The 25,800-nt window shown below is 40.6% G+C and carries 24 protein-coding genes; 11 read left to right on the top strand and 13 right to left on the bottom strand.

What is annotated here, in order from left to right:
• The first annotated feature begins 133 nt into the window (after nucleotides 1–133).
• The 3 genes from HQRW_RS14345 (at nucleotide 134) to HQRW_RS14355 (ending at nucleotide 2,032) form a co-directional block, all read left to right on the top strand.
• The gene (locus tag HQRW_RS14345) at nucleotides 134–691 is read left to right on the top strand and encodes a zinc ribbon domain-containing protein (protein ID WP_014554900.1); all 558 of its coding nucleotides are present in this window, start codon (nucleotides 134–136) and stop codon (nucleotides 689–691) included.
• Between the two features lie 29 nt (nucleotides 692–720).
• Nucleotides 721–1,605, top strand: coding sequence for a zinc ribbon domain-containing protein (locus tag HQRW_RS14350; RefSeq protein WP_014554901.1), 885 nt, complete (start codon nucleotides 721–723; stop codon nucleotides 1,603–1,605).
• Between the two features lie 211 nt (nucleotides 1,606–1,816).
• Nucleotides 1,817–2,032: a hypothetical protein gene (locus HQRW_RS14355; protein ID WP_049892390.1), complete on the top strand. Its 216-nt coding sequence runs from the start codon at nucleotides 1,817–1,819 to the stop codon at nucleotides 2,030–2,032.
• A 345-nt stretch (nucleotides 2,033–2,377) separates the two neighbouring features.
• Here the strand turns inward: HQRW_RS14355 and HQRW_RS14360 are convergent, their stop codons facing one another.
• The gene (locus HQRW_RS14360) at nucleotides 2,378–3,343 is read right to left on the bottom strand and encodes a hypothetical protein (protein WP_014554902.1); all 966 of its coding nucleotides are present in this window, start codon (nucleotides 3,341–3,343) and stop codon (nucleotides 2,378–2,380) included.
• A gap of 121 nt (nucleotides 3,344–3,464) precedes the next feature.
• On the opposite strand from HQRW_RS14360, the gene HQRW_RS14365 reads away from it, so the two are divergent.
• Nucleotides 3,465–3,725 carry a hypothetical protein gene (locus HQRW_RS14365; protein ID WP_014554903.1) on the top strand — a complete coding sequence of 87 codons (261 nt, stop codon included), beginning with the start codon at nucleotides 3,465–3,467 and terminating at the stop codon, nucleotides 3,723–3,725.
• A 171-nt stretch (nucleotides 3,726–3,896) separates the two neighbouring features.
• On the opposite strand, the gene HQRW_RS14370 is transcribed toward HQRW_RS14365, so the two are convergent.
• Together HQRW_RS14370 and HQRW_RS14375 are read right to left on the bottom strand one after the other, a co-directional pair.
• Nucleotides 3,897–4,157 (bottom strand): hypothetical protein, encoded by a 261-nt coding sequence (locus HQRW_RS14370; protein ID WP_149031588.1) that lies wholly within the window; start codon nucleotides 4,155–4,157, stop codon nucleotides 3,897–3,899.
• Nucleotides 4,158–4,171: 14 nt separating this feature from the next.
• Nucleotides 4,172–4,621: a hypothetical protein gene (locus tag HQRW_RS14375; protein ID WP_014554905.1), complete on the bottom strand. Its 450-nt coding sequence runs from the start codon at nucleotides 4,619–4,621 to the stop codon at nucleotides 4,172–4,174.
• A 1,051-nt stretch (nucleotides 4,622–5,672) separates the two neighbouring features.
• Here HQRW_RS14375 and HQRW_RS14380 point away from each other — a divergent pair.
• The 3 genes from HQRW_RS14380 (at nucleotide 5,673) to HQRW_RS15750 (ending at nucleotide 7,856) form a co-directional block, all read left to right on the top strand.
• Nucleotides 5,673–6,740 carry an endonuclease NucS domain-containing protein gene (locus tag HQRW_RS14380; RefSeq protein ID WP_014554906.1) on the top strand — a complete coding sequence of 356 codons (1,068 nt, stop codon included), beginning with the start codon at nucleotides 5,673–5,675 and terminating at the stop codon, nucleotides 6,738–6,740.
• Between the two features lie 158 nt (nucleotides 6,741–6,898).
• Complete coding sequence (locus HQRW_RS14385; RefSeq protein WP_049892391.1) at nucleotides 6,899–7,351, top strand: hypothetical protein; 453 nt, start codon at nucleotides 6,899–6,901, stop codon at nucleotides 7,349–7,351.
• A gap of 166 nt (nucleotides 7,352–7,517) precedes the next feature.
• On the top strand, nucleotides 7,518–7,856 hold the full coding sequence (locus HQRW_RS15750) for a hypothetical protein (RefSeq protein ID WP_049892392.1): 339 nt from the start codon (nucleotides 7,518–7,520) through the stop codon (nucleotides 7,854–7,856).
• Nucleotides 7,857–10,059: 2,203 nt separating this feature from the next.
• On the opposite strand, the gene HQRW_RS14395 is transcribed toward HQRW_RS15750, so the two are convergent.
• Nucleotides 10,060–10,593, bottom strand: a complete 534-nt coding sequence (locus HQRW_RS14395) for a hypothetical protein (RefSeq protein WP_014554909.1) — start codon at nucleotides 10,591–10,593, stop codon at nucleotides 10,060–10,062.
• A gap of 389 nt (nucleotides 10,594–10,982) precedes the next feature.
• Nucleotides 10,983–11,237, bottom strand: coding sequence for a hypothetical protein (locus HQRW_RS14400; protein ID WP_014554910.1), 255 nt, complete (start codon nucleotides 11,235–11,237; stop codon nucleotides 10,983–10,985).
• A 154-nt stretch (nucleotides 11,238–11,391) separates the two neighbouring features.
• Here HQRW_RS14400 and HQRW_RS14405 point away from each other — a divergent pair, with 154 nt between their 5' ends.
• Together HQRW_RS14405 and HQRW_RS14410 are read left to right on the top strand one after the other, a co-directional pair.
• Nucleotides 11,392–11,646, top strand: coding sequence for a hypothetical protein (locus HQRW_RS14405; RefSeq protein ID WP_014554911.1), 255 nt, complete (start codon nucleotides 11,392–11,394; stop codon nucleotides 11,644–11,646).
• A 1,774-nt stretch (nucleotides 11,647–13,420) separates the two neighbouring features.
• Nucleotides 13,421–14,542 (top strand): hypothetical protein, encoded by a 1,122-nt coding sequence (locus tag HQRW_RS14410; protein WP_149031589.1) that lies wholly within the window; start codon nucleotides 13,421–13,423, stop codon nucleotides 14,540–14,542.
• Between the two features lie 628 nt (nucleotides 14,543–15,170).
• On the opposite strand, the gene HQRW_RS16855 is transcribed toward HQRW_RS14410, so the two are convergent.
• Entirely contained in the window at nucleotides 15,171–15,359 is a 189-nt protein-coding gene (locus HQRW_RS16855) for a DUF5808 domain-containing protein (protein WP_014554913.1), read from the bottom strand.
• Between the two features lie 793 nt (nucleotides 15,360–16,152).
• On the opposite strand from HQRW_RS16855, the gene HQRW_RS14415 reads away from it, so the two are divergent.
• Complete coding sequence (locus tag HQRW_RS14415; protein WP_014554915.1) at nucleotides 16,153–16,698, top strand: restriction endonuclease; 546 nt, start codon at nucleotides 16,153–16,155, stop codon at nucleotides 16,696–16,698.
• Nucleotides 16,699–17,201: 503 nt separating this feature from the next.
• On the opposite strand, the gene HQRW_RS15975 is transcribed toward HQRW_RS14415, so the two are convergent.
• Complete coding sequence (locus HQRW_RS15975; RefSeq protein WP_158307772.1) at nucleotides 17,202–17,357, bottom strand: hypothetical protein; 156 nt, start codon at nucleotides 17,355–17,357, stop codon at nucleotides 17,202–17,204.
• A 577-nt stretch (nucleotides 17,358–17,934) separates the two neighbouring features.
• Between HQRW_RS15975 and HQRW_RS14420 the strand changes: the two genes are divergently transcribed.
• Nucleotides 17,935–20,061 carry a GmrSD restriction endonuclease domain-containing protein gene (locus HQRW_RS14420; RefSeq protein ID WP_014554916.1) on the top strand — a complete coding sequence of 709 codons (2,127 nt, stop codon included), beginning with the start codon at nucleotides 17,935–17,937 and terminating at the stop codon, nucleotides 20,059–20,061.
• 476 nt (nucleotides 20,062–20,537) lie between these two features.
• Here HQRW_RS14420 and HQRW_RS16655 read toward each other — a convergent pair whose 3' ends face one another.
• The 6 genes from HQRW_RS16655 to HQRW_RS14450 all read right to left on the bottom strand — a co-directional run bounded on the left by HQRW_RS16655 (nucleotide 20,538) and on the right by HQRW_RS14450 (nucleotide 25,782).
• Entirely contained in the window at nucleotides 20,538–21,338 is an 801-nt protein-coding gene (locus tag HQRW_RS16655) for a hypothetical protein (protein ID WP_014554917.1), read from the bottom strand.
• Between the two features lie 322 nt (nucleotides 21,339–21,660).
• Nucleotides 21,661–21,918 carry a hypothetical protein gene (locus HQRW_RS14430; RefSeq protein WP_014554918.1) on the bottom strand — a complete coding sequence of 86 codons (258 nt, stop codon included), beginning with the start codon at nucleotides 21,916–21,918 and terminating at the stop codon, nucleotides 21,661–21,663.
• A 191-nt stretch (nucleotides 21,919–22,109) separates the two neighbouring features.
• Nucleotides 22,110–22,580 (bottom strand): hypothetical protein, encoded by a 471-nt coding sequence (locus tag HQRW_RS14435; protein WP_014554919.1) that lies wholly within the window; start codon nucleotides 22,578–22,580, stop codon nucleotides 22,110–22,112.
• A gap of 583 nt (nucleotides 22,581–23,163) precedes the next feature.
• Nucleotides 23,164–24,246: a ParB/RepB/Spo0J family partition protein gene (locus HQRW_RS14440; protein ID WP_014554920.1), complete on the bottom strand. Its 1,083-nt coding sequence runs from the start codon at nucleotides 24,244–24,246 to the stop codon at nucleotides 23,164–23,166.
• A gap of 301 nt (nucleotides 24,247–24,547) precedes the next feature.
• Nucleotides 24,548–25,354, bottom strand: coding sequence for a hypothetical protein (locus HQRW_RS14445; protein ID WP_014554921.1), 807 nt, complete (start codon nucleotides 25,352–25,354; stop codon nucleotides 24,548–24,550).
• A 188-nt stretch (nucleotides 25,355–25,542) separates the two neighbouring features.
• Complete coding sequence (locus HQRW_RS14450) at nucleotides 25,543–25,782, bottom strand: winged helix-turn-helix domain-containing protein (protein WP_014554922.1); 240 nt, start codon at nucleotides 25,780–25,782, stop codon at nucleotides 25,543–25,545.
• Nucleotides 25,783–25,800: the final 18 nt, after the last annotated feature.

Raw genomic sequence — 25,800 nt, forward strand, 5'->3', positions numbered from 1 at the left:
AATCTAATGAGATATCATAATTGGTCGTAATATATTCTATGATTACCTTAAATACTTGATATGTTTTATTTACGTGTTAATTGATACATGAATTAATGGAATTGTATATAAATTAGTATAAGTTACTGTACATATGAGCTATTGTTCAGGCTGTGGAACAGAGCTTAGTGGAGAAGAAACATTCTGCCCAGACTGTGGGGAGTCGATTGATAAAAATAATACTGTAGAGACTAATCTAAGTGAATCAGCAGACACCAATCCAGCAAAAATAGCTGATACGTCTGAGAGTGAGGATGACGGAGTTCAATGGAAACAGGTTGGAATGGCTGGAAGTCTTGCATTAATCCCTGCGTTCATTGCATACTTAGCGCTTTCAATTGCAACTGGAGGAGATCCTGTTGGTATCGTGTTCTTAATTTCACTCCCTGTATTTGGATATCTCCTTTACCAGCGATCGACATTCATTACAATGATTGGCGGGATGTGTTACTATCTCTCGATTGAGTTTCTCCTCAGCCCATTCTTTCTACTACTCTATACTGTCGCATTCGCAAGTGATAGCACTACCACTGCAGCTGGACAAGCGGGAGCTGCTATTGGTGGGTTTGCACTAACGATTGCTGCATTCGTTGTTGGATTGCCACTAGCAATTGCATTTTATCTTGTTTCACGGCGATTAGATCAGACATAGTATGAGTAAATCCATTAAATATAAATAGTATGAGTTTTTGCACGAACTGCGGAACAGAACTCAGTGGAGGGGAGTCGTTCTGTCCAAATTGTGGAGAGTCTGTTCACTTAGATACTGATAGGGATGGTCTGCGAAACTCAACCGACGATAATCCAGCAGATGCTGGTGCTAAATCAACCAACGTAATTAAAAATAGTAGTATAGCAGAGGATCAGAAAGATAAGATAAGAGACATAAATCTCACTTTAGGTAAATCAATTGCATATCCTGTCGGATCATTATTAACTTTTTTAGGAGTTATCTCGTTATTTTCGGACATTGGCGCAGGTATACTAATCCTATTTGCAGGCATCATCGCACTTCCAATCATGCGGTCAAGAATCAAAGATAGAGTGGGTATAGAAATAAATAGATGGGTTGCGTCAGCTATCGTAATCATATCAGTAGGGGCAGGAGTAGCAGTTTTACCATCGGAGACTGGCGGAGATAGCAGATCAGCTGTGCAAAATAATGAGAGTGAAATAAAAACAATTGAGCAACCGGCGAGCGAATTGACACCAACCATTGATAGCTTCGAAAGCGGATGGCGTGTTGTTGAGAGGCAGGGTGGAACTGCTGATTTTGTTTCCCCAGAGGCAAGCGAACGAGTGGTATACCAAGTCATGGTGTATAGGAACGTCAGCGAAGCACAATCGGCAGTGGTATCTGAAGAGCCCGATAATATAGCCACAGATAACCCAGATTTTGGCGATGGAGGTTTCAAATATCAAATTGCTGATAGGGAATATAAGATAGTATTCTATAAAAAAAATGTCGTATGTAGCACAACATACGGAGCTGATGTCATGACATTCAACGCTGAGTCGAACGCAGACAAATTCGCCAAGATTTGCTTAGACTCAATTGAAAGCTGACACTGTCTAATAGATAGCCTTACTATTTCAAGTAATCCTCGATCTCACTACGCTACGTTGGATCAGTGCGTTCCTTCGTTGAATTATTTTTAGTAGTATATATTTGCGTGTCTCAATAACCGGTAACGCACCCGTTGGAGCGAGATCTTCGATAGAGTACAGCTAACAGTCTGCGGTATGTGATTGTCGTCTTCTTTCTGTAACACTGGCAATGAGGGGGTGTGGGGAGTATATAAAGAAAAGAACACTGGCAATGGGGGTGTGGGGGGAGTATATAAAGAAAAGAACACTGGCAATGGGGGTGTGGGGGGAGTATATAAAGAAAAGAACACTGGCAATGGGGGTGTGGGGGGAGTATATAAAGAAAAGAACACTGGCAATGGAGGTGCATGTTAGATATTATCACTTATATAAAGTCGATAATTGATGAGAAACTATTAGACAATTGAAATACAGACAACTAACACTTTTCGAACCATTCACAACGAGGGATCTGAATGAAAAAATATAGTTCAACGCATGATGCTGAATTCCGAAACCCTAAGATATTATTCGAAGGAAACATTAGAGCCGACTATATTATTGAGGTAATATTCCGTAAGGAGATACTCAGAAGTGGATGCTCTGCATCATACCCGGCAGTACTGAGTAAATCATTGATTGGGAAGGTTCGTAGAGTCAAAAATGTAGAATACCCCACCCCCCGTGTGCGATATGAAATCAAGATGAGAACAAAGTGTAGTCATAGAAATGGTAACCAATAATGTTATACTCAATATCCAACCGAATCAAGGAGAGCCTCAACCGTTGCCTCGTCACTCGAGTGCCCATGTTCAATCCTGTACTGTCTGAAGCGCTCCCGAGTTGCAGTACTCAGTGTAATACTCTCACTATCGGGACCGGAAACAACACGAGTTTTACCCTCACTCTCAGTTTTCGGTCCGTCGGGATTACTGGGACTGAGTTGACACTGTTTGAGCTCGCTGCTCGATTGATCAAAAACCTCACTGGACCAGTACCATGCACCCTGGTTGAATTTAATATTTGAGACGTCTGCCATCGAACACGCTGAGACAAGATGGTGAGCCCACTCATCACGATTATTGATCGGATCTGCACCTATACCCGACCATACTGCCTGAATAATAGCAGCGACTTGCCCATCGATCGGATGGATATATGCTAATTCGTCTTCACGTAGATCAGATTCTCTGTCGAGAGCCCAGACCGCCTGTCGAAGAGTAAGTCGAGCAATTTTCATTCCGACACCGTACATGTCCCGAAGTCGTTTTTCGACCTTATTGAGTGTTCCAGCCTTGATATGGCTGTCAATCCATGCATAGAAGTTCCTTTGTCCTTGTTCCCGCTCGTTGAGTATCTCGGGAAGATCAATGACTGGACCTTTCGTCATATCGTTTATATCGTATTCATATTCCTCTTTACAGATCTGACAGAATTGACTCCACATCTCGTCTGGTGGGATTTTGGAACCCGTTTTTGATGCAACAATGTCCAGTGCCTGTCGAGCCGCTTCACTGTACATGCCTCCTCCTTGACGTGCGAACATGGTGGTATTGTAGGCAAGATCAAGTGATTCTGCTGGCGAAAGTGTCAATATTTCGTCCCGCATAATATTCAATTCATTGTAAGGCTGCATCCGATATTCTTGCTGGAATACTGGGGCATACTCAGAAAGCGTCTGAATGACCGCTTTCTGCTCTGAATCAATGCTCTGCATAGTGACTATGAGAAAGTCCAGATATATATAAATGATAACCTAAGACGTGTGCGTCACAAAAATTTATTACTGGAATAATCCGCTTATTATACACATTCAGAGTGATTTGTAATTAATAGATATGGTAAAGTATGATCCTAAGGAAGACGAATCGTTATGGCCCGAAAACGGATACGCTGTCATTGAAATGGATGAGTTCAAACACCCATCAAATGATGATCACATGGTCATGCTCGGTCAGTTCGATGATGCCAATGATGTGGTAATTCCAGTTAAGAAGACTGGCTATACATATTATGTTCATTCATCAGAGATGGAAGGGTGGGCAAGAGATCAGTGGGAAGGGGAAGGGGAAGGGGAAGAGGAAGATGATGATTACTAGACTTGAGTAAGGAGTTCCTTAGAGAAAGCTTAGCGATATCGCCACGTATACTATCTGACCACTCTTAAGTAGCTTTCCTCAAATTACGGAATTTATGGAAATATAGATATTCTCTTCACCACAATCATTAGTCAACCTTTACACACGACTGGCATTGTTAATGCAGTTTACTCAAGTGACATCAGCCTCTCCCTCACCAGTCTCGGTGGATGTATTTTTCAACCACTTAGCATCCATTATTTGATTATCAATCAAGATATGGAGCAGTGCAATCCTCCCTGCCTTGTTTCCTTTCATCATCTCAAGATACTCGATTGTCTCAGTTGTATGTCGCACCGATCTGTGACCGAACCCCAGCCAAGCTGCCGAGTGATCGATGAATGCGTGAACACCCTCATCAGTGTATCCCAAGAGCAGTTTATCAGTCGCCATGTGCTCTTCTCGGTTCACCGACGTCCACTCCTTGATTCTGATTTCGCTGATACTCTTGGCTCGTCTTCCCTCACTTCCTCCGCCAGCTCTGCGGATCGTCCGATTAGGTCTCTAGGGAGTGGACGACCCTCTTCAAGTAAGTCCCGATACATGTCGAGCCATTCATTCATCATAGATTGTACTTGGTCTCTGGACTGTTCCTGAAGATCATCGTCGTCAATATTTTTTAACACGTTCTCAGCAGGATTCGTCCGAAGAACTACGTCAAGAGCCATATCGATATTCCGCTGGATTAGTTGATTCCTATCGAATGAATCTTTCAGTTCCTCTCGAGGTGGTCGGTTGCTCATCGGAGAGTCTCCTTGACCTGCTGATCCAGATCGTTCAGGTGTTGCTTGATCTTTCGATTCCGCTCGTTCCTCTGCCGGGATATCTTTGTCCTGTGGGTTTCCATTTGGTTCCATTTTTGACCCTCTATTGCTGTCGAATCCACACTTGGTTGATCATCATTCTTAGCTACTCGTGCGACCATTGAAACTAGCTCATTTTTTTCATGTGATCGAAGATGCGGGTGAATTCCGCTTGGTTTGAATTCTTCGCTACATATGGGACAATTTGGCATACGTGCAAGCATTCTGTCATCTTAAAAGCATCATATTATAATTTTCGGTGATTTAACAGACTCATATCAGTCAGCCTCTAGTAATCGAGTATCTCATACAATAGAAGGTAACATGACCTCACAGTCATGATTGCTTTGCGAATTCTTCCAATGGAGCCAGTATGAGGATATTACTGGCATGATCACTAACATCATCTACGTTCTCGAAAGAGCCGACTCATTCCACAATAGAAGTAATAATATTACTGATTGCTGCTCGCATCGTTGCTGGCTTATGTAATGAATTGCTTATATTTTGTCTCATCGTTACATGAAGCTAATTGAGAGTTATTGGTGTGAATTAAAGAACTAAGCTTTGAGTAACAACAGCAATATCGTCTTGTAACCAAGCGTCTATTCAGCGAGTAATTTCCATCAGCTGTTGAGATTGTCAGTCAACTGTATTATCTTATCTCTATTCGATACATTGCTGTGGTGACAGAATATATTTATACTCTCTTTGCAAGATATACATATTCACATGTACCAAACTAGTGATCCCATACTAACACTGTTGTTAGTGGACAAATAGATGTCTCTGTTAGTGAACACCGAAAAAGACGCAATTACACCCTCTCAACGAAAGTAAAGTTGTATAGGAGTAAAGTATAATTGTATTAATAAGTTTGGTTAGATCATAGTATACCTTTTCTAACGTTATTTTTACTTACTCTCTTACATACATACCCAATTCGCCACTAACAACACTGTTAGTGGTAGTACATCATTTTATAATTGAGTTAATAAGGTAGAATTGTGTATCTAGACACCTCTGTATATCGATGAATACTCCTCGTGTGCGATATGAGTTATTTAGGAGAATTGACTTATAGCTGATAAGATATTACTAAATTATGATATTAAGTATAGAAAAAAGTGGAAAACTAGATGATAGTCTTGAGACGACAAAGCTCTCTGATCTGAATTTTACTGAACCGGAGAATCTTCAGGAGTGGATAATTGAGAGACCAGCTATCTTAGGTGAGGAACTACTTGTAATCACATCAGAGTATGCTGGATTCCAAGATACACTTGATAGGTTAGATATCCTCGCTATTGATACAGATGGAAAATTAGTTGTCGTTGAACTCAAACGGGACCGTGCTGATCAAACAACCGACCTCCAAGCAATCAAATACGCAAGCTACTGCGCCACTTTAACTGCAAAAGAAGTGCAGAAAGAATATCGCTCGTTTTGGACTGGACGAGATGGTGCAGAGATTGCGTCTGAGATCGAAACCGAAGATGTCAGTCAACAGTTCGCAGATTTCTTAACTGAGTTCGAGGGAGACCCGCCTATTACCGATGAAGGGTGGGTCGACTTTGAGCTTAGTGAGAGACCACGTATCATACTCGCCGCTGGGAGCTTTAGCACTGAAATTACGTCTCCAGTATTATGGTTGACCAACGAATATGGAATGGACGTTACTTGTATAAAAATCGAGGCTTATGAGCATCAGGAGCATGTGATTCTAAACTCTCAACAGATTATTCCTATTCCTGAAGCTGAGGAGTATATGACCAGACGTCGTGAAAAGCGGGAGAAACAGCGAGAGTCCTCATCAGTCCGGACAATTGAACTACTTCTTAGAGAAAATGTGCTCTCTAAAGGTGATGAGGTCTACTTTAATTCTGACAAGGCACCGTCTGACCCCGACCCCGAGTGGTCTAGTTCCGATGAATTTTGGCGAGCAGAAATTACTGGGGAACGAGGTCAAAGTAACAATGTGAAGTGGCGTGGGAAAGAATACTCATTCACCGGACTCACGAAGGAAGTGTTGTACCAATCAAATGACCGAGACAAAACTAACTCACTCAACGGCTACAAGTACTGGAAGTCTCCCGATTCTGATAACCGAACGCTAAGACAGCTCCGTGATCGTGAGGTAGGTGGTTCGGATCTAGGCGATCAAGATGAATAACGAGTTTTCTCTGAGATGCTACTCACACGGACAATCGGAGCCAATCAAATTTGTGAGTTGAAATTCCGCAAAGAGATAGTTAAGAGCAGGTCTTTCATACCATATCCAGTATCACTCTCTGAGTTCTGTTTTAACCAAGACGGGGTTTTAACATGTTAATGACCACATTAGCACTTATGCAGCCATTCACCCTCACACGGGTACTATGCCGAACCGATCTCATGCGTGGTCAAATCACACTACTGAAAATATTATATGAACGGGATGAACCATTCAACCGAACAGAACTGGCGGCGAAACTTCGAGGGGAAATACATCAGAATCCGGAACGAAGTCTCACAGGGGTTCTAGGAGCCTTTGGCAAGCGCATTAACGAGACTGAAGAAGTACCGGGGAATCCTGGTATCAGCGCTTTCATTAAACGTGAACGAATCGACGGTGAAACGCATTACATATTGCGATCAGAAGCACAGAAAGCTGTTGAAAACGTTCCTGTCCTGATGGAGAGATTCGATGAACCATGGCAGAGTCTGCTTGAGTCGGGTACCCGAATCGAGGCTGTGGACCTCGTTCCGAGGGTTGACGAGCAGAGTATACTATCAGATTCTTAAATTTCGGTTATCTGCTGCGTCAGCTTCGATAGATTCGTACTTCTTGATATTAATCTGAGTTGTTACATTGCATAATGTGACTACATATCAACATCATAAAATTCTGCATTCAACACGAGGCAAAGTGCCATTATACTTTTATTAAAAGATGAAAAATTAGAATAACATGACGCAAATAGATAATCAAGGAACTCTCAGTGAAACATTTTTTCAGGATTTGACACAACGGCAGGAGGCTTTGTTTGGTGTGCTAGCAGATTCCGGTGAATGGGTCCTTGGACCAGAACTTCGTAAGCGAATGAGAGATAGACACAATGTTCCGATGGATGAGAGTGGACAAGCTCTTGCTGGAGTTATCTCTGGTATCACTCAAAAATACAGTGAGAGTGAGAGAGACGCCCTGCTACAGAGAAGATGGGCAGAAACAGATGTTGAATTTCGTATCGGAGAGTATCGAATTCAGGAGGCACACAGAGATCAGATCCGTGACCGTCTCAGTAAGTAGAGTAGCATTGACTGTGGATTTGAGTATTTACCAGAACACACGCTCAAAGAAACCGTCGATCAAGATATGGTCAAATTTAGATCGTTATTCCATTCGGGCAGATACTTTTCACCGATAACATGACTTCAGAGAAGTAGCCCGTCAGGAGTTTAATTTAGACTTCGCAGCTAGAGGTTGGGACTCTTATATAAATATATTCTCACAATCCTATCTAACTATTATATAAGGCTAATTGAGAGACATCAGTGAGTTGAATAGAGGAGTAGTAATTGTTGAACAGTTATATCGGCTCAAGGACGCATAGATTGCAGATATATTCTCGATGCTGATACTATACGTGCAGGAGCAATATTGCTACTCACATTAATCTAGAACCGTTCTTGATTCAATATGCTTTCTGCTGGTTCCCAAGACACACTGGACATGATACTGATAGGCATGAACTATGAGATAGTTTCTATCAACTAAGACTCCATCTTTCGTGAGAATAACCCATCTATGTACTACGCCGTGAGGTGCGTCTGGTTTCGATTAGCAGTATGTGCTGAGAAATAAAGAACAAATAAAAATTACCGTGTGTATCCAAACAAATCTATACCTGACAACTTTCTCAATGTTTCCTGACAGTGATACCATCCCCATAATGACAGTATTAATTCTACCTGCTAGATTATCTGCGATTACAGCCACAGTGTGCTTGTCAATGTATCCTGCTGGGTCGATAGGAGACTTTACTGGAGCAATTCATGCTCACGTCAATAGAGCCTTATGTAATTAATTGCCCCGTATGTTATTCATATGTTACATAAGGCTCAACAGAAAATAACTCGCTGACTGGTCAGCACTCATATCGGGAGAGATAGTCCAAAAATTGCGTATATTAAAAAGGTGAATGTGTGATCCGATAGGATCCAAGTCGTTGACTCGAAGCTAATCAATGATATGGATATATCTGGATCAGATGAGCAGCGTGTCATGTCTGAGATACACGATCTACCGCTTTGTGTTTCAACAAACCAATTCGGATCCAGGAGAGTCTCCATAGATATGTTAGTGCTAAATGACACTGAGCGGACACAAGAATAATTAATTGAGCACCTCTCGACAGTTGGATGTAAATTCGAAGTGCCGCCAGATCAAAAATAAATTACACTAATAGGATCAGGAGCCGATTGGAGTGACTGATCGTTAACATTCAGTAAGTGTTTATGAGATATAATAAGAGAATAGATGAAATCAATTATTCTCTTCGTATGCTCGAAGGGGAGAATCTTATCGGACCATCCAGTCAAGATGCAACCACAACTTGAAAAACGGACAAATTTATTGCGGAAGTGAATACTAAAATTGATTAGATTGAGAACATGCTCATTGAATGTAAATTGGAGAGTTAGTGAACAGTAAATACCAGTAACAAAGGTTGAGACTAGCTTTACTGACCGATGAGTGCTCCGTACGTGGGAAACTTAACTCGATTATAGAATAAGGTAGTCCCACTAACACTGTTGTTAGTGGCGAATTAGGTGTGTATGTAAGAAAGTAAGTAAATATAACGTTAGAAAAGGTAGTCTATGATCTAACTGAACTATACTAATACAACTACACTTTACTTCTACACAACTTTACTTTCGTTGAGAGGGTGTAATTGCGTCTTTTTCGATGCTCACTAACACCAATACCAATTTGGGCACTAACAACAGTGTTAGTGCGAGTTACTAGTTCAGTAAATGTAACTATATCTATCTTACTTACAAAGTATAAATATTTTCCGTCGATATGATGAAGATTTTCAACTATACATGTCGTTCCTAATCTGCTGAAGTTTGTTTAATGAGTTGTATCTATTTCGTCTAATTATTACATAAAGTATAATTAGCTTTCATGTTCCAAATAGGAGAATGATTCCGAACCCGAGTGTAAATATCGGTATTGGGATTTGAGACGAGTGCAGCTGTTCATGATTTGAGCAATTGAGGGCGTGATCATGGTCACGACGAGGATACTGTTGTATCACGAAAGGAACAGTCCGGCATGAGTTGAGATCTTTTCAGCAATCAACATGCCCTCGGGAAACTACTCCTGTTGCTCAGAGAGATGAGTTCCTGTTTCAAAATCAAATTAAACAACTACTGAACTTAGATCATATTCTCTGTCCTGATCGATTCCATGTGCTGAGAAATTCATTAGAATTACCAGAAAATAATCATTCATACTCGTTGATATATTCCTCGACATTGATGTCAAACTCTGCTTCAAGACTCCGCCGCAGTCCATAGATATACGGACGCACATGATGATACATGTTCTGCTGGAGTTGGTCTATTTCATTACTTTCATCGCTTTTTATTATGTTCTCTTGACCACGACCACGGTCATCAGCGTCTGTGTTCATCTTTGCATTGGTGATAGCATTGAGTCGGCTCGTTAATTGATCGAGTTGTTCTTCGATGTGAGTAAATCTGGATTCAACGTCTGGGTGAATCGGCTCTGGAATTTCACCATCGATATCTATGTCTTCGCCTTTGGGAGTCAGCACTGCTTTGTTGACTCTTTTGCCACCACGTGTCTGTTGAGATTTCTCTACATCTATTAGATTGAGTTTAGAAAGTTTTGAATATCGATATGTGATGTCATTGTTACTCAATCCGGTGATATATCTGATCTGTGTAGTCGTTGCCTCGCCGTATCGCTTGATTGCTTCCAGCATCTTCTTCGATTTGTGATCTAAATGTTTCATAACTAATACTTCGAACGCATTTCCTATTGCTTTTCTTATTGTGAGTGACTCAGGAGATAATTTTTAAGACCAGATTTAGAAAGATTCAGTTTTGTTGTCCGACTACCGACGGAAAAACAGTAGTTTCCGTCCTCTTTTGACTACTAGCGAGCCCCGTAATATCTGTCTGCACTTCACAACCTCATAGCACATAGATATCAACCAAAATAATCATCGTAACAAAAGATATCTCTGTGATATGTTTAATTCATCTTCCACAAGAACAGCATAATACTCCTCTAGTAAATTCTATCTTAACTTCAACGCAGCTATATGAAGACCTGATGAGTAACCTACCATCATAACTTGTGGTGTGTACATTGCCATCAAATGAGAATCACTCTTGACTATCACTGCTCCCAATGAAGAAGATACAGAAGATAGACACTTGCACCAACAATAGTAGCACCAACCACAATCAAAACTAAGCTGGCTAAATCACTTATATGAAAAGCGAGTTGAACTGTCTGAAGACCAACAAGAATGGTAAATACCGCTATTATCGTCCAAAATACAGTTGAGATAATTGATACCCCTGCTTCATGCACCCCTTCCCTTACAGCACGACGAATATCAGGCTCAGTGAGGTCATCAGACTCACTCATGAATTATTCTGATGTATGAATTCTCCCCGCCTGTAATTAAAATGAATGATCATCGTCTGGCGTAGAATATCCTCTACGATACTCCCACAATTCAAAATAGTTTTCAATACAAAGTGTCGATAATTATATATAAGATAAATTATACTATACTAGTATGACGACTGATCCAGATGAATATAGTCTCGATCCACATGATCTTGCCCCAGAATCAATCGCTAAACGTGTGCTAGAAAATAACGACTACAGGTGCGCATTCAACCAGGTAAAGATACATCCAGAAGATGCGATGGTTGTCTATCGAACTCCAGCAATCCGACGTGATGAAGACGAGTATTCAGTCGAGCAACTACAGAAAATGTCTGATGAGGAATTGGATGAAATATTTTATGTAATTCTTGGAGGGGCTTAATCACTCCCTCTCAATTATTTTCCTTATTTCTCATAAAACTTAGAATCTAGAGGTATGCGTGATCCAACTCACACAGAGCTAATATAAGATCAAATCCTGAATTTCTCTAGGAAATCTGATTCAACGACGAAGCTCCTTGGTTCAATTAAGATACTTAATGAGTGTATATCACGAAATTTTCTTTTTCCGAATGAGTGTTCCTCTCGAAAATATTTGTCTAACATAATAGATCTCAGGCAACTTTTTTATTAACATCGTTATTAAAAAACGATGGCAAATTACATCCAGCTGACAATTATTATTAAATTTGGATAGCACCCAAGATAGTGCAATCAAATAACTCAAGCAGGTAAGCAGGTAAGCAGCTGCACGAGGGCTGAATATAAGTAGAGCAATAATAAGCAATTCAACACAAGACAGATCAAAAGTATATGATGATTAAGCTTTGATTTATGCAGTAACCACTCAAATAATAAATTGTGAAGCGTAATCGTATGACAGTTGGATACCAACTGACCACAGGAATCAGAAAAATAATGGAATAATACGACTGTTGAATACGAACCAACTGAAGAGACTGAGAAAATACTACAAAAAATAGACGAAGGATGGACTGAAGAAAGAAGTGAGATTATTACAGACATATTAGAGTATTTTCATTTAAATTATACTGAATGGAAAAACGCAGATAGACGTTGAGAATTATTCCATTTTATCTTTGATGACGATCGTGATAATGAGTGAGAACCTTACAAAAGTTGTTGAGATATTCCAAACTAGATAATTAGTTGAGAGGCTAAAATTAGCAAATTTTTATTAGAGCCATACCAATCCACATCGTTACAACTTTTTCAGCTAGTCTGATCTGAGAGCCCATATTCGTAAAAAGAGAACAAGAAAGGAAGAATATAATTAGTGAGAGGCTTACGAAAGTCTTGAAAGTATAAGATCGAATAATATTTTTTTTCGTCTCTATATACACAGAGGGTGTGAGTGTTCCCTCCAGATTTCTAAAACATTAAAAACAGACGTCTCAGCCAATTTTAAAAATTTACATATTGAAAATATTACTTCCTACTACTACTACTACTACTACTATACTACTAATTATATACTAAACTACTTACTACTACTAAATAAGTTGTTACGTTTGTGATCTAATATGTAAGGTCAAAATATGGCTGCAGATTCTCAGTGAAATAATTCGTTTTTCAGTCTAAATTATTAGTTTTGCATGAATCCCTTTATCTGTATTCTGTGCGACTCTCATATGGTAGTACCGTAAGAATCTTATAATTTAGTAAGCTCTCAGTTCAGAGAGTTATACCCTCCCCACATATAGAGACGTAAAAAAATATTTTGAACAGTTGAAATCTTCACCTGAGATTAGAGCAAAATATTACTGATGCATTCGAATACGAAATACGATATTCTAACTTTATTATATCATCCAACACAGAAACTGCTCAAATTGTTGAGCGATATTATTCTGACATGCTTGAATTAGAGTGATACTTTTCTAAAACTTACAATCGAATCAAATTCAATTGCTATTGTATGCATAAAAATAACCTGAAATTCATAGAATTTAAATTCAATAGCGAATTTATTGTTATAACAAAGAAGCGAGTAAACCCGGAAATTAAGCTCCGAATATGTGAATTTGGGAGTGTGATTTAATTTGCAGAATATTGTGGATTAGTTCTTACTAAATAACTATTTTATACAAAATGCCGATATATTGATGGGGGATGTATGCGTTTTCGTAATTGTTATGACAGTATCACAACGGGCAACAGTGTATCGTAATGAGTCTTCAGAAAGGTTTACAGCTACGTTAAGCTCTGGAGAGGTCGCATATATTACTAATAGAGCAAATAAGGCACATACTAAGGGTTTAGTTGTTTATGAAGTGCTTCATTTGGCACATTCGTATCTTTCAGACCGTTTAACCTTTGTTGAGGATCATATATATAAAACTCTTGCAGATGTTATCGGAGTCACTCAGTCTGATGATGTTCGCAAAAAAAATATTTTCAATGAAGAAGCTGATCCAATAAAGCAGTTGAAATATGAAGCTGACTCTGCAGATTACAGTGATTATTCTGAGATGAAGAAAACGGTGATATATCTTCCTGTAAGTACCATTGAAACACTGAAGGAAGAAAATGGACCGAGAGGCGTATCTCAAGCGATTTCTGAGGCAATTCATCAGGTTATCCGGATGCCATACAATACGAGATTTAACAAGCTCACAGTTATTGATCAATTCATCAAAATAAACAATGGAGATAAGGATAATATTGAGGAACTGCATCCTTTTGTTGAGTTGTTAATTGATGGAGATGATGAAGAGTATAATATCAGACTATCTGATCGTATTAATTCTGACAGAGAAAGAGAGGATCAACTCTTAAGAGAAGATCTTAAACGAAGGGGGCTTAATTTAGACAGTCAGACGCCATGGGTTGGATTAAAACCAGATATGACATTCAATTTGAATGTACTTCGGCGTATAATTAGACTTGGTGTACTAAAGCAAAAGAAAGATGTGAGAGTTAGAGCCTTGAAAAGAGCGATAGAGGGTTCTCAAAAGTTGAGGGAAGATTGTGGTCAAAATACCCAGCTCTATGTATATAAACGTGATTTTTATGATCACATTGAGGAAATTTTTGACTGCTCTAGACCAACCGCAAAAAGTTATGGCGATGCAGTTTTTCAGTCATTTAGAAGTGTCTTAGGCGTGTACGATGATGGTAAGCTTGAAAGATTAATTGTTAAGCCATATAATTCAAGATCAAAATTTACACGAACGGGAATGGGTCAACCTTACGCATGTCTCAATAAGAAAAACTCAAATTATTCAATAGAGTATAAGCATAAATTCCTTGAGTGAATGCACTCGATAAGGATCATCGATGAACATCGATAGTGTATGAATTTGCTAAATTTTTGTGTTGAAAATTATAATTTAAAACATGCATATATGTTTAATCTCGAAGTTCTTACACGGTTTTAGATGTTTTACGGTCTTGTCACAACATATATACATAGATATTTCCCTTCTTTATTGAGGTATTGAGTCTGTGAGTCGTTTCTGGTGCTTGCACTCACTGTCCCCGTGAGAGACCGGAAGAGGTGAGCAAAAAATTGGACGACTGATAGATATTATATCCGCAATTTATTTTAATGTGACATTAGGAACCCCGTGCGAATTGATCATGATACCTGTAATATCTTCAGAATTGAATCCAGCAGTATCGTGGAATTCACCATACACAGCCAATTCGTATACCGTCTATATATTCATTCCTGACATCTTTTTGCACTCGACGATGCATTCTGATGCATATCGTCACGACAAGATCAGCACAACACAGCTAAGTCGTTGTACTAGCATATCTGACCTTATGTAATATCTATTTGGGTCAAGGGCAATTGTTACATAAGAAATGGATATCAGAAGCGAAGAATTCACTCGAACGTCCTAAATCACTTGAATTGAGCAATGGAGGTGATTGCGCTCAAATTAGCCGTAGAGCGTGTGCCAGTCGATAGAAATTTAACGCGTATCCCCATCCAAAGACCATTGGAGTGAGTAGTCGCTCATCTTCTGGGTTCCAGAATCTTTTCTTCACTTTTGACAGCGTCGGCTTTCTCAAGTCGTATGGGAGTCCGAGGAATCGACCTTGCAGGGGTTCATTCTGTTCCATATTGATCTCACTCTGTGAGCAGATTGAAAAGAGTCATTCTGGACTTCTGAGTATGAATCGACTATGTATAAGATAGTAATACCTCTGAAAGATCACATGTGCTTAATGATGCCCATGAGGTAGTTATGAGCGATATCTGGTTGATGCTAATCGACTTCACAAGCCTCAGTTCGAAAGTCAAATAGAGCATTCCGAGTCTTGCAGACACTCTCGAGAAGGCTATATATCATGTCACTTTCTTCTAGAACGCATTCTAGGAATTGCTCAATATTTTCATCATAAACGTCTGATATTCACTACATGAACATTCATGAACTGTTTTAGGAGGAACATATCTCTCGTCATTCTTAGCTCACCCTGCAAGTGTTCCCGATATTTGCTGATCCAAATCATGAGAGCAGTTGGAAAATAAATACCGAATCGCCTCTTCAATCCCTCCAATTTTGAGAAATGGCTCAACTTGGTATTTAATGAAATATACAGGATGTCATGCCGTGTAAGAATAGCATATGACTCAGCTGAGTCACTGGTCAAAGTCACTATTCAGCATCACACTCACTGCGTGTTGGATTGAGTCATCCAACTGAACTGTAACAGGCTCATCAGACCTCTCAACTGTGCTATATGGAGAGAACATCGTCGGCTGTGAAGAATGTCATATTTAGAACCATACAGTATTACAGCTTATGTTCTTGTGTTTTTTGCCTTCTCTCCACTACCAATGGCGGTAGTATTACCATGAGTGGCGATAGCCCCCCAAATTGTACTTCAATCTAGAGATAGCAGACATCATATGGGAGACGGAACAGCCGGGTCTTCAGTTCAGTATCAGACCCCGACACATGAGTATCTACGTCAGCGATTACAACAGATGGCTCCGGAGGCGTTCGAGGAGTTTGTAAGCGATGTGTGGGAGTTTCTTGGCTGGAATACACGTGTTGTTGGGAAACCAGGGGATCGTGGTATTGATGTCGTCGCTGTGACCGGTGATCAAAAGCAACTGATTCAAGCTAAGCGGTATGGACCATCGACATCGGTCGGGAGCCCTGAAGTCCAACAGTATGCAAGCCTCCGACTGCAAGAAGAGAATGTCGATCAAGTAACAATCGTGACAACGGGAACGTTCTCCTGGCAAGCACGTGAACTCGCACCTGAACTCGAAGTATTGTTAGTGAACGGTGAAGAGTTGATCGAGATGATTGACGAAATTGAGGCGTTCGAAGTCTTTGACGATCACTTTGCGGATATCGAGCTATCACGTAATGTCGACGTAGATGCTACTGAATCTCCAAGCCGGTTCCGACGACTGCTTCGATGGGTTCGCTCACTATTTTCCTGAGTGAGCAGGACGGGATGTCAGTGATTTCTAATGAAACCCAATATGATCAGATACCTGTGATAGATTGTTTAAATTGTGCTGGATCCATCTGTTGCATTTCGGCTTTGAACTCTGGGCGGAATATCAAAGACATAGAGCAGATTATACTTGGAAAGATGCGACACGTGGGTGGACAGTCAACGGGTAGTTATCGGTTATTTTGTGCGATCATAGTCTAGACAATCTTGAAATGTCAGGAGTCAGAACGCAATCACAGTTACTCGTATTAATTGAGTTACGCTGCATCAAAACGTCATGTATGTTTCTGTACGTATCGATATAAACGATATTTTTGTATACAATATATGATATCGACATGAGTGAAATATTTGGAGAGTTTCATGAAATAATATTCATTTTGTTATCAGTGCAGCTATGTTGATGTTGATAGCAAAAAACCAGTAGTCCCGATATTCATTACAGTCAGCTTCACAGACAGTCATCCCGGTTGACCACCCAACTAATCATTTCCTCTTGTCTTCTAGTCCAATAAAATCAGATGGTGGGTCTTTGTCCTCGAAATATGATTGGAGAGCAAATTTTGTTCCGATATATGATGCCCCAATCATCAAAGCAAATATGATCGGTATCCAGAAGAGAATGAACGCAATTGCAGTCACATGTGATCATTATACCTATCCAACATATGCTTCTCGCTTGATAATTGAATTGTTTGTAATGTAGAAGTGAGCTACCCCGACCTACTTAGCTGTCGCAGACGGCTTTCTTGTAAAAGGAGTCCTGCCCTTGTTCCGAATAGTACGGGAACGACTGGCAGATATCATTCTAAGTTTCCCTGTCGAAGTCCTCAGAGTGGAATTATACAGATGAAATCCCCTGAAGCCAATGGCTAAATGAGGCTCAGGACCGATCATTGATTCACAGTTGCAACTAACGTCGAAGACGACTGAGATTCTTTTTATTCTAGTGATAGTATCGGCATATGTTTTGAATAACGTCTAAATGTACGACTTACAGTCCAAAAGCCTCACAAGTTATCCACTATCTATTAGACTGGAATTACTGTAGCTAAGACTCTATTTACATATCCTAACTTTGATTAAATATAGAGCAGGTTAGCATGGAGTGAGGTAGAGAGGGTTGAGCAGTCCGATAGACTCTCAATTTGCTTAGAGCAGATAGCTGAGTCCTTTGTATCTACGTAGGTTATTTTACTTTCAATTACGCAATGGATATATGGAAATTAGCAAACTTCTTGATCGAGTAGAGTCGAATGCTATTGTTCTGCCAGAGTTCCAGCGTGAGTTCGTTTGGAAGAACTCACAGGCAAAGGAGTTGATGAACTCACTTTTCGAAGAGTTCCCTATCGGGAGTTTGCTTACGTGGGAAACAGAGAATCCTCCTGAAATTAAAAACGAAGCAATAGACGAAGAAAAACATGCACTTTTTGAGGTCCTACTTGATGGGCAACAACGACTGACAGTATTGTATATGTTGATTAAAGACGAAATCCCACCGTACTATACCGAGGACGATACCGAGAATGACCCACGGGATCTTTATCTCAACGTCGGCGATGGAAAGTTCCATTTTGAAAACAAGATGACTCGTGAAGGCGTTGAGTGGGTTAGGGTAACTGACTGTTTCAATGGTGAGGTTGATGGGGTGACTATTGCTCAGAAAAAATTAGGTGATAAGCCAGAGCCTGTGTTGGAACTTTCAAAAGAGTATAACCAACAGATCGCTCAACTCCAAAATGTCACGACTCGTAGTATCCCAGTCGAGACCCTCCCGAAGTCAGCGGATATTCATGAGGCAATCGAACTCTTTGATAAAATCAACTCACAAGGAACACACTTGAGTGATGCAGAGTTGGCATTAGCGCATATGAGTGCTGAATGGGCGTATATCCGCCGGAATATGAAACAAAAGCAGGCTGAGTTAGCTACCCAAGGATTTGAGTTCAATCTCAATTTCTATGTGAAATGCATGATTGGAACTCTCACCGAAACAATGACCTACGAACAGGTATACAACGTGTCAGAGGATGAACTCAAATCTCAGTGGTACGAATTAGCTGGTAAGGATAATAAGGATGGTATCTTTGATTACGTGATCAACGTTCTCCAAAATGACGGACAGATTCCGTCATCAGACTACATCAACACTCGTGACGTTCTCATTCCGTTTATCGTATATCTGAATAAACAGGAGAAGCAACTATCTCACGACGAGAAAACGCAGTTCCTGCGGTGGCTCTACTCAGGGATGATGTGGTCACGGTACAGTGGCTCATCAGATACGACCGTGGAACACGACATTTCACTCTTGGATGGGGAGTCTCCGACTGACCAACTCATGCAGGAAATTCGTGATGAGAGAGGACGGATAGAGGTGCAGGCATCTGACTTGCAGGGACGTGGGAAACGAACACGTCGGTTCTATAATATGGTACGGACCGTAATTCGTGCGAATGATCCTGTGGACTGGAAAACAGGTGAGCCACTCAAAGGGAGTTACGAACTGGAATCCCACCACATCTTCCCAAAGAGCAAACTCTATGAAGAGTATGACTCAGGTAACTCTACACACCGGAAGCTGGTCAACGAAATTGCTAATCGTGCTTTCCTCACTCCAGCCACAAACAAACAACTGGGAGACGAACTACCAGAGAGTTATTTACCAAAAATAATCGAAGACCATCCGAGTGCATTGGATTCCCAATTCATTCCAGATAATGGAGAGCTTTGGAAGTTACAAAATTACGAAGACTTCCTCGCCAAGCGGCGGGAATTATTAGCTGATGCTATCAATGACTATATGGAAAACTTAGTAGTCGGAGAAGAAGGAAACGAAGAACAAGAGTCAGCAGACGAACTTATCCACAAAGGTGAGAATACTCGGATTGAGTTCAAGGAGTCTTTCCTGTACGATGTATATCGAGAGCAGGCAAATAAAGATCTAAAAAAGGAGGTAGCAAAGGAAATCTGTGCGTTGACCAATTCCGAAGGTGGAGCTGTAGTAATCGGGGTCAAAGATGATACGAAGGAGATCAAAGGTCTCGACCGAGACTACAATTTGATGGAAAAAGGTAAGGATTCATTTGGACTCCAATTACGACAAGAAGTATCAAACAGACTAGGACAAATGATGGCTACCGCATATACTCATGTGAGGTTTGAAGAAGTTGATGAAAAAGAAGTCTGTGTCATCTGGGTTGATGATAGTCCTAAACCTGTTTTCTTTGAAGAGGATGATAGTGAGCAGTTCTATGTTCGAACCGGCACATCAGCTCAGCCTCTGAGCATTCAAGAAGCCAATAAATACATCGACGAACACTGGAATCAAAGCCCGATAGCATAGAGAGAATAAGATGTCTTTCTGTCTATTTTGAGGTAATATAGGCTACTGGTTCTCAGTCAATTCAATTTCGATTGCGTGTTTTCGCTCAAGTGTTTTCGTATCGAGTCTATACAGATGCTTAAAAAAACGTTCTTCGGTCGAACGGTCAACAGCCGCTTCGATTCGGTGGTCTATTCGGTCACCCAGTCCCGCAAGTCGTAGAGATTTGAGTCGAGGAGAAGTCTTAGCTTCGTCTACCGACTCACGTAGTCTCCTGACGAAGCTTCGAGAGTATGACGATGCTGTTTTCTATTTCTCTCGTCACCGACAGCGTCACACTCGTTGTGACGGGTGAATCTGCCGACTGTTCGACAAACCTGTTTCATTTGGTGTAAACACTACTGAAACAAAGAGGTTTTTTCTTCAGTTGTTACTACAGAGAAGGGCTGGCATATTGATTCTGTCGTCCTATTCCTCGCCAGTGATCGTGTTACTGATTAAACGACTCCGGGCGTCACAGCGGTTTCTTCGTTTGCCGTCACAACACCCGTGACGTCATCAGCGAGTCCATCATCGAACACAACCGCTGTTTTCCCGCCACGAGTTTCTTTAATATCCACTCCACCGTCACCAAACTGTTTCAGAAAGTCAGCGACTCGTTGAACTGTCTGTCTGTGAACTCGTTTGTCTTCTTGTGCAGTCAAAACATCTCGAATCCGAGTCGACGTGATAGCAATCCCAGCTGGCACGGATTTTCCATAGTCTTTGATTCGACGAGCAATTGATCGAGCTCTCTTTTGATTGGAAGTGAGATTCTCTACTGCAACGTTTTCTGGAAGTGCACACACTTGCTCAAGGGAAGTGGTCTTACTGCCACTCGGAGTGGTCGTATCCTCATCGTTGTCCTCAGATTGGGACGATTGCTTTTCAGAGGAATCAGCTGTGTCTGTTTCAACTTTCTCCTCTACTTCGGTGAGTCTCTTCCTCGCTTTTGCATCATGCTCAATATGCTCTGCGAGGTTATCTTCAAGTTGCGTAATCTTTTTCCGATCCTCAGCGTTGGACTTCGCCTGCATGGCAACTTGCTCTCGAATCTCATCAATCTCCGCTTGCTTGTTAGTAAGTGATTGTTCAATCCCCTCGACAGCTGATTCGCCAATCTGTCTAACTGTATCAACTGTTTCTTGATCAGTATCAGTCGCCTCTAGACAATCTGCTGTTTTTTGGACAAATAGTGTCAATTGCTCAATACAACCGATGTCGGTGCTGTTAAGACAGCGCAGTTCTTGTTTATTCATGGAGTTGGGGCTCCTTTGTTGAGGGGGTATTCGTTAACCCCCCACCGTCGTTATTTCAACGGATACTGGTACAGTTGTCTAGAATTCCATATAAAACTTCGTCCAGTCTTTCATCATGTATCTGATGAATACATGTAAATTCATTTAATCAAAAGCAGAACAGACGTTTAAATTAACTTACTTCTCAATCGCATACAACATATCCAACTTATATCTTGATTTGTATTCACGTTTTTATGTTATCAAAATACGTTAAACGGAGTTAATAGTGGATGATTCTTACTGAAGAAGTAAATTCAAAAGAGTATGAAACAGTTACAGACTATTCTTCTGACGGTTCACTGTCCTCGACTAGCTCATTTCGAAGATCGTCGATTTCCTTTTGACGTTGTTTAAGCATCGCTTCACAATCATCACTTAATTGCCGACCATATTGTTCGAGATCATCGATAATCTCTTGATCAATTTCAGTGTCGGTTGACTCAGCAGCCTCCACGAATGCATCAACGAATTCGTCGATCGAATCTACTGCGTTCGCATCAGCAGAAGAATTACCCCCTGGATTATCAGTTTCAGACATGCTTTCTTTGGAATAGTCTATCAGTCTCATAGTCTCTTACCCTACTCTGCTGCAACATGATATTAGAAACTAAGATTTTGTGGCACTTAATCATGGCTACTAAATTCGCATTCTAAGTGTTTAGATATTAACATATGCAAGACGTAGCTCCACCAGTTGGTTACGTAGTTATATAATAAATATCAATTTTCTCACCCGTGCATGTCGGCGATTTCAGCAGCCTCTGCCAAACTACATTGCACTCCACAGTATGACCTCTTCTCGTCTGGCAGAATTTCCGGAGAGATCGTGATTTCAGCGACATATCCGTCAAGTAAGATCCATGCATGGCGAGTCAATATTTTCTGCCCATTTTCAATATACTGAATGTACCCTTCGCAATATTGAACATCAGCGTCAATTTGATCCTCCATTTGCATCGCCTGCCGACAGTTTTGGAAGCATCGCTTAGGAACCGCCCCAGCATACTCTGCAAGTGTTTTGGCATCATCGTGCAAGACCGTTCCCTGTTTGACCATCTCATCAGATTTGAATTCTCGCCCGTTCTGTGCGACAAATTTGATGAAGTGTTCTTGATCATCAGGGATGCTCTTGGCACGTAACTTGACATTAGAAATAATGGATTCTATGTCAGTGCTTTTTGAAACGAATATATTGGACATATTTATATTTTATTTAGAATCTCCCATCTGAATAGTAAAGATGTGCTTTGTTTCATCTAGAATTTGTTATTTAGATGTATTAATTGTTTTCTCAGATAATTGTAATTATACATGTTATGATATAGATTTGAATCATCAGTTAATTTACTCCACTTCCAGTATGTAAACGAATTTGATATATTCTCACCATGTGTTAACCTGCAATGAAGAGAGAGAAGGGGTCTATAATCCTACTTACACAATTTCATATATGTCCTTCACCAGGCTCATAGGTTGACCAATTTCTTGAAACAATATTTTATGGGATTAACTTCTAGAATTACAGTAATATCACTTATCATCGTGCCATCCAGGCAACGAGAGAACCGTGACTGACATTATCAGTTATTCTACTAGAAGAGCACATATATATGATATGAAATGTTGGACATACTCAAATTAGTAGTTATGATAGTCATTATTGTTAGTTATCATATTTTATTATTTAACATTAAGATCCATATTTATGCGGATAGACTCAATAAAGATGTTTCGACGGGTGACGAATACCCCAATTGTAAATTATGAGAACATCATAGCAAAATTACGTTGGTAGTTCTGCATTCACTGGACCGATATCTTCCCTGTAACGGAAGTATCCAGCTTCAGATAGCTCGTTTGCTAAGTGATGGCGATGACAAAAATGATCCTGATCTCCCTGTGGTTTTGGGAATTTTTCGATGCACATCAGTGCTGGCTTCCCAGACTCTTCGAGAAACTCACCGAACTGCTCAAATTTGTCGTCCTGATGTATACTCCACATATACCAATTTTCAAAACAATCGTGTCCAATGGCTTGCTGTTTATATGGTTCAACGATAACTCGTGGAACACCAAAGTCGGGCTTATGAATATACTCAATACCATCTATGTTTGAGAACTGATTTTCTAGTACATCTACGTTGAACTCTGGCTTGTACATTGATTCGCCGGAGGCACGGACATCGACCAAAATGTCTATTTCATTCTCCCGGAGTTCGTCAACTAACTCAGTGAATTCTTTTCCGCTGTACCCCACTGTGGCAATGGTATCATTCTTAAATCGCTCCAAACGATCACGAGCTTCGTCACGACTCCACCCGTTCTCAATGAGTCGGGTGGTAAACTCCTCCTGATCTTCTTCAGGGAGCTGAGCGATGACTAACCCTTTTCTTGCCGCTAAGTCCCCGCTCTTTACACGTCTGTACACCGAATCAGCTAAATCCATCACCAGCGTGATTTTATCCTGAACTGTCCGTGGCGCCAACCCAGTTATATCACCAATTTCCTCTTCAGAGAGATCGTAGTCGGTGTAAAGTTCCTTGCAGAGTTCTCCGATCTCTTCATCTTTCATCTCTTTCTGCATTTTGTTCGTTTTCACAGCAAGACCACGAGCGCTTTCATCTCCGAGGTCTTTGATGGTAGCCTCAATCTCTGACCAGTTCAGACGCCGTGCAGCCTCAAGTCGATGACTTCCTGATATAACCTCATACTCAACATCTTTTTGTCCCGACGCAGGGCGAGCGATGATAGGGTTCCATTGACCATCCTCGGCAAATGACTCTCTTATATCCTCCACATGGTCATCATCAATTTCCTCTCGAATCTGGAAGTCTGGCAAATCTATTTTGCTAAGAGCTACTTTCATAACTACTTTTATACAGGATACGAAGTAAAACACTTTCTTAATAATTATACAGTTGATACGATATGCATAGTGTGAGACATAGCTAGGCATATGCAGACGTTGATGACGTCTACTCCATGGCTCTGAAGTACTAGATGTACAGATCTTGTTCTGTCCTGATGCCTGTTTTATTATTCATTGATATATATTTATTATCTTCTGGGCTATCTATGGATAAGTATCTAAAAATCAATTAACTCAGAGTTCGGGCAGCTCTGAAATTAAGATCATATTGAGTCTTTCTCAAAATCTGGAGGCATAATCAGTTCCGTTCGGCAGGATGTACAAATTCTGTACTAACCTTTGGATACTCACTCCATAATGGGTCGTATATTGGAATGTTATCTTTCATCCATATAATATTAATAGAAATAAACGATGTTCGCTGATTATTCTGGTTCCCGACAAGAATCCAGTGATTATAATTATTGCTATCAAATTGATAAAAACTTTCCAGCTTAGCAGCAGAACTAATATTATATTTTTCAATGGCACGATATCCGCCCCACTCTAACAAGGTTTTATTATGATATCCTTGTTGAGTTTGGCAGCTAGAACAAGTAAACTGAATCCGGATTTCTCTATCAAACTCTTCTCTTGTTTCGGGACGCCATCTTTCCATTTCCTCGAACAGCTTCGCTTGGGTCAACCCGTCACTATCATCTTCCCATTCTTTCAGCTCCAGCCCACTAATTGATTTGGGTCGTATGATTCCAAGACTTCGACCTCTTTGTTTGATTGACTCAACGCATTCATCCTCAAGTTGGGTGAGAAGTGTAGCCCGCTTCTCACGTTGATATTCTCCCGTCTTTTTAACACAGGAAGATTGGTTTCTACGTCCCAACTTCCAACTTTCATCACGGTTATCTTTCGGGTTTCGCTTTGCCTCAACTTCAACGATGTCCCATCTTTTGAACAATTTTTTCCTAGGTTTACACGGGTAAAGTCGAATAAAGCCACGGTGTTTTGACCACGCACCAGTACAGGTAGTGAGATCTCCACCACTGATCTCTTCTGGAGCAGCTCTACCTAAAATAACGACATCTTCTAACGTTTGCGAGGGGGTCACAGGTCCACCTCATATTCACCGAGACTCACTAATGAGCTGGTGATACAAGCCATGTCAATACATAACTATGTCAATCCATATAAATTTACGTCCACAAATAACTCAATTAATACAAACGACTAATATGATTATGTTTAACTTATAATAGGCAACACAAGTTAGATAGAGACATTGAATACGATTCCGCCTTATTCCTCTCCTGCTTCTTGTGCTTCGATAGTCAATTCGCCCCGTTCAGTTAGTGAATAGACCTTCCGACGCCCCTCTTGTTTTCCTTTAATATACCCAGCGTCCTCCAGCTGTTGCATATGCTCATATATCGTAGGGCCTTGCTTCCCGAGTTCATCTGCTAGCGCATAGCCGTGTCGTGGCTCTTCACGGAGCTTTTCGAGAATCTGGCGTTTTGCGTCTGTCAGCGTAAGTCCCATTCAATCTTTGATTAGGAT

Source organism: Haloquadratum walsbyi C23 (assembly GCF_000237865.1).
In the GTDB taxonomy this organism is placed as follows: domain Archaea; phylum Halobacteriota; class Halobacteria; order Halobacteriales; family Haloferacaceae; genus Haloquadratum; species Haloquadratum walsbyi.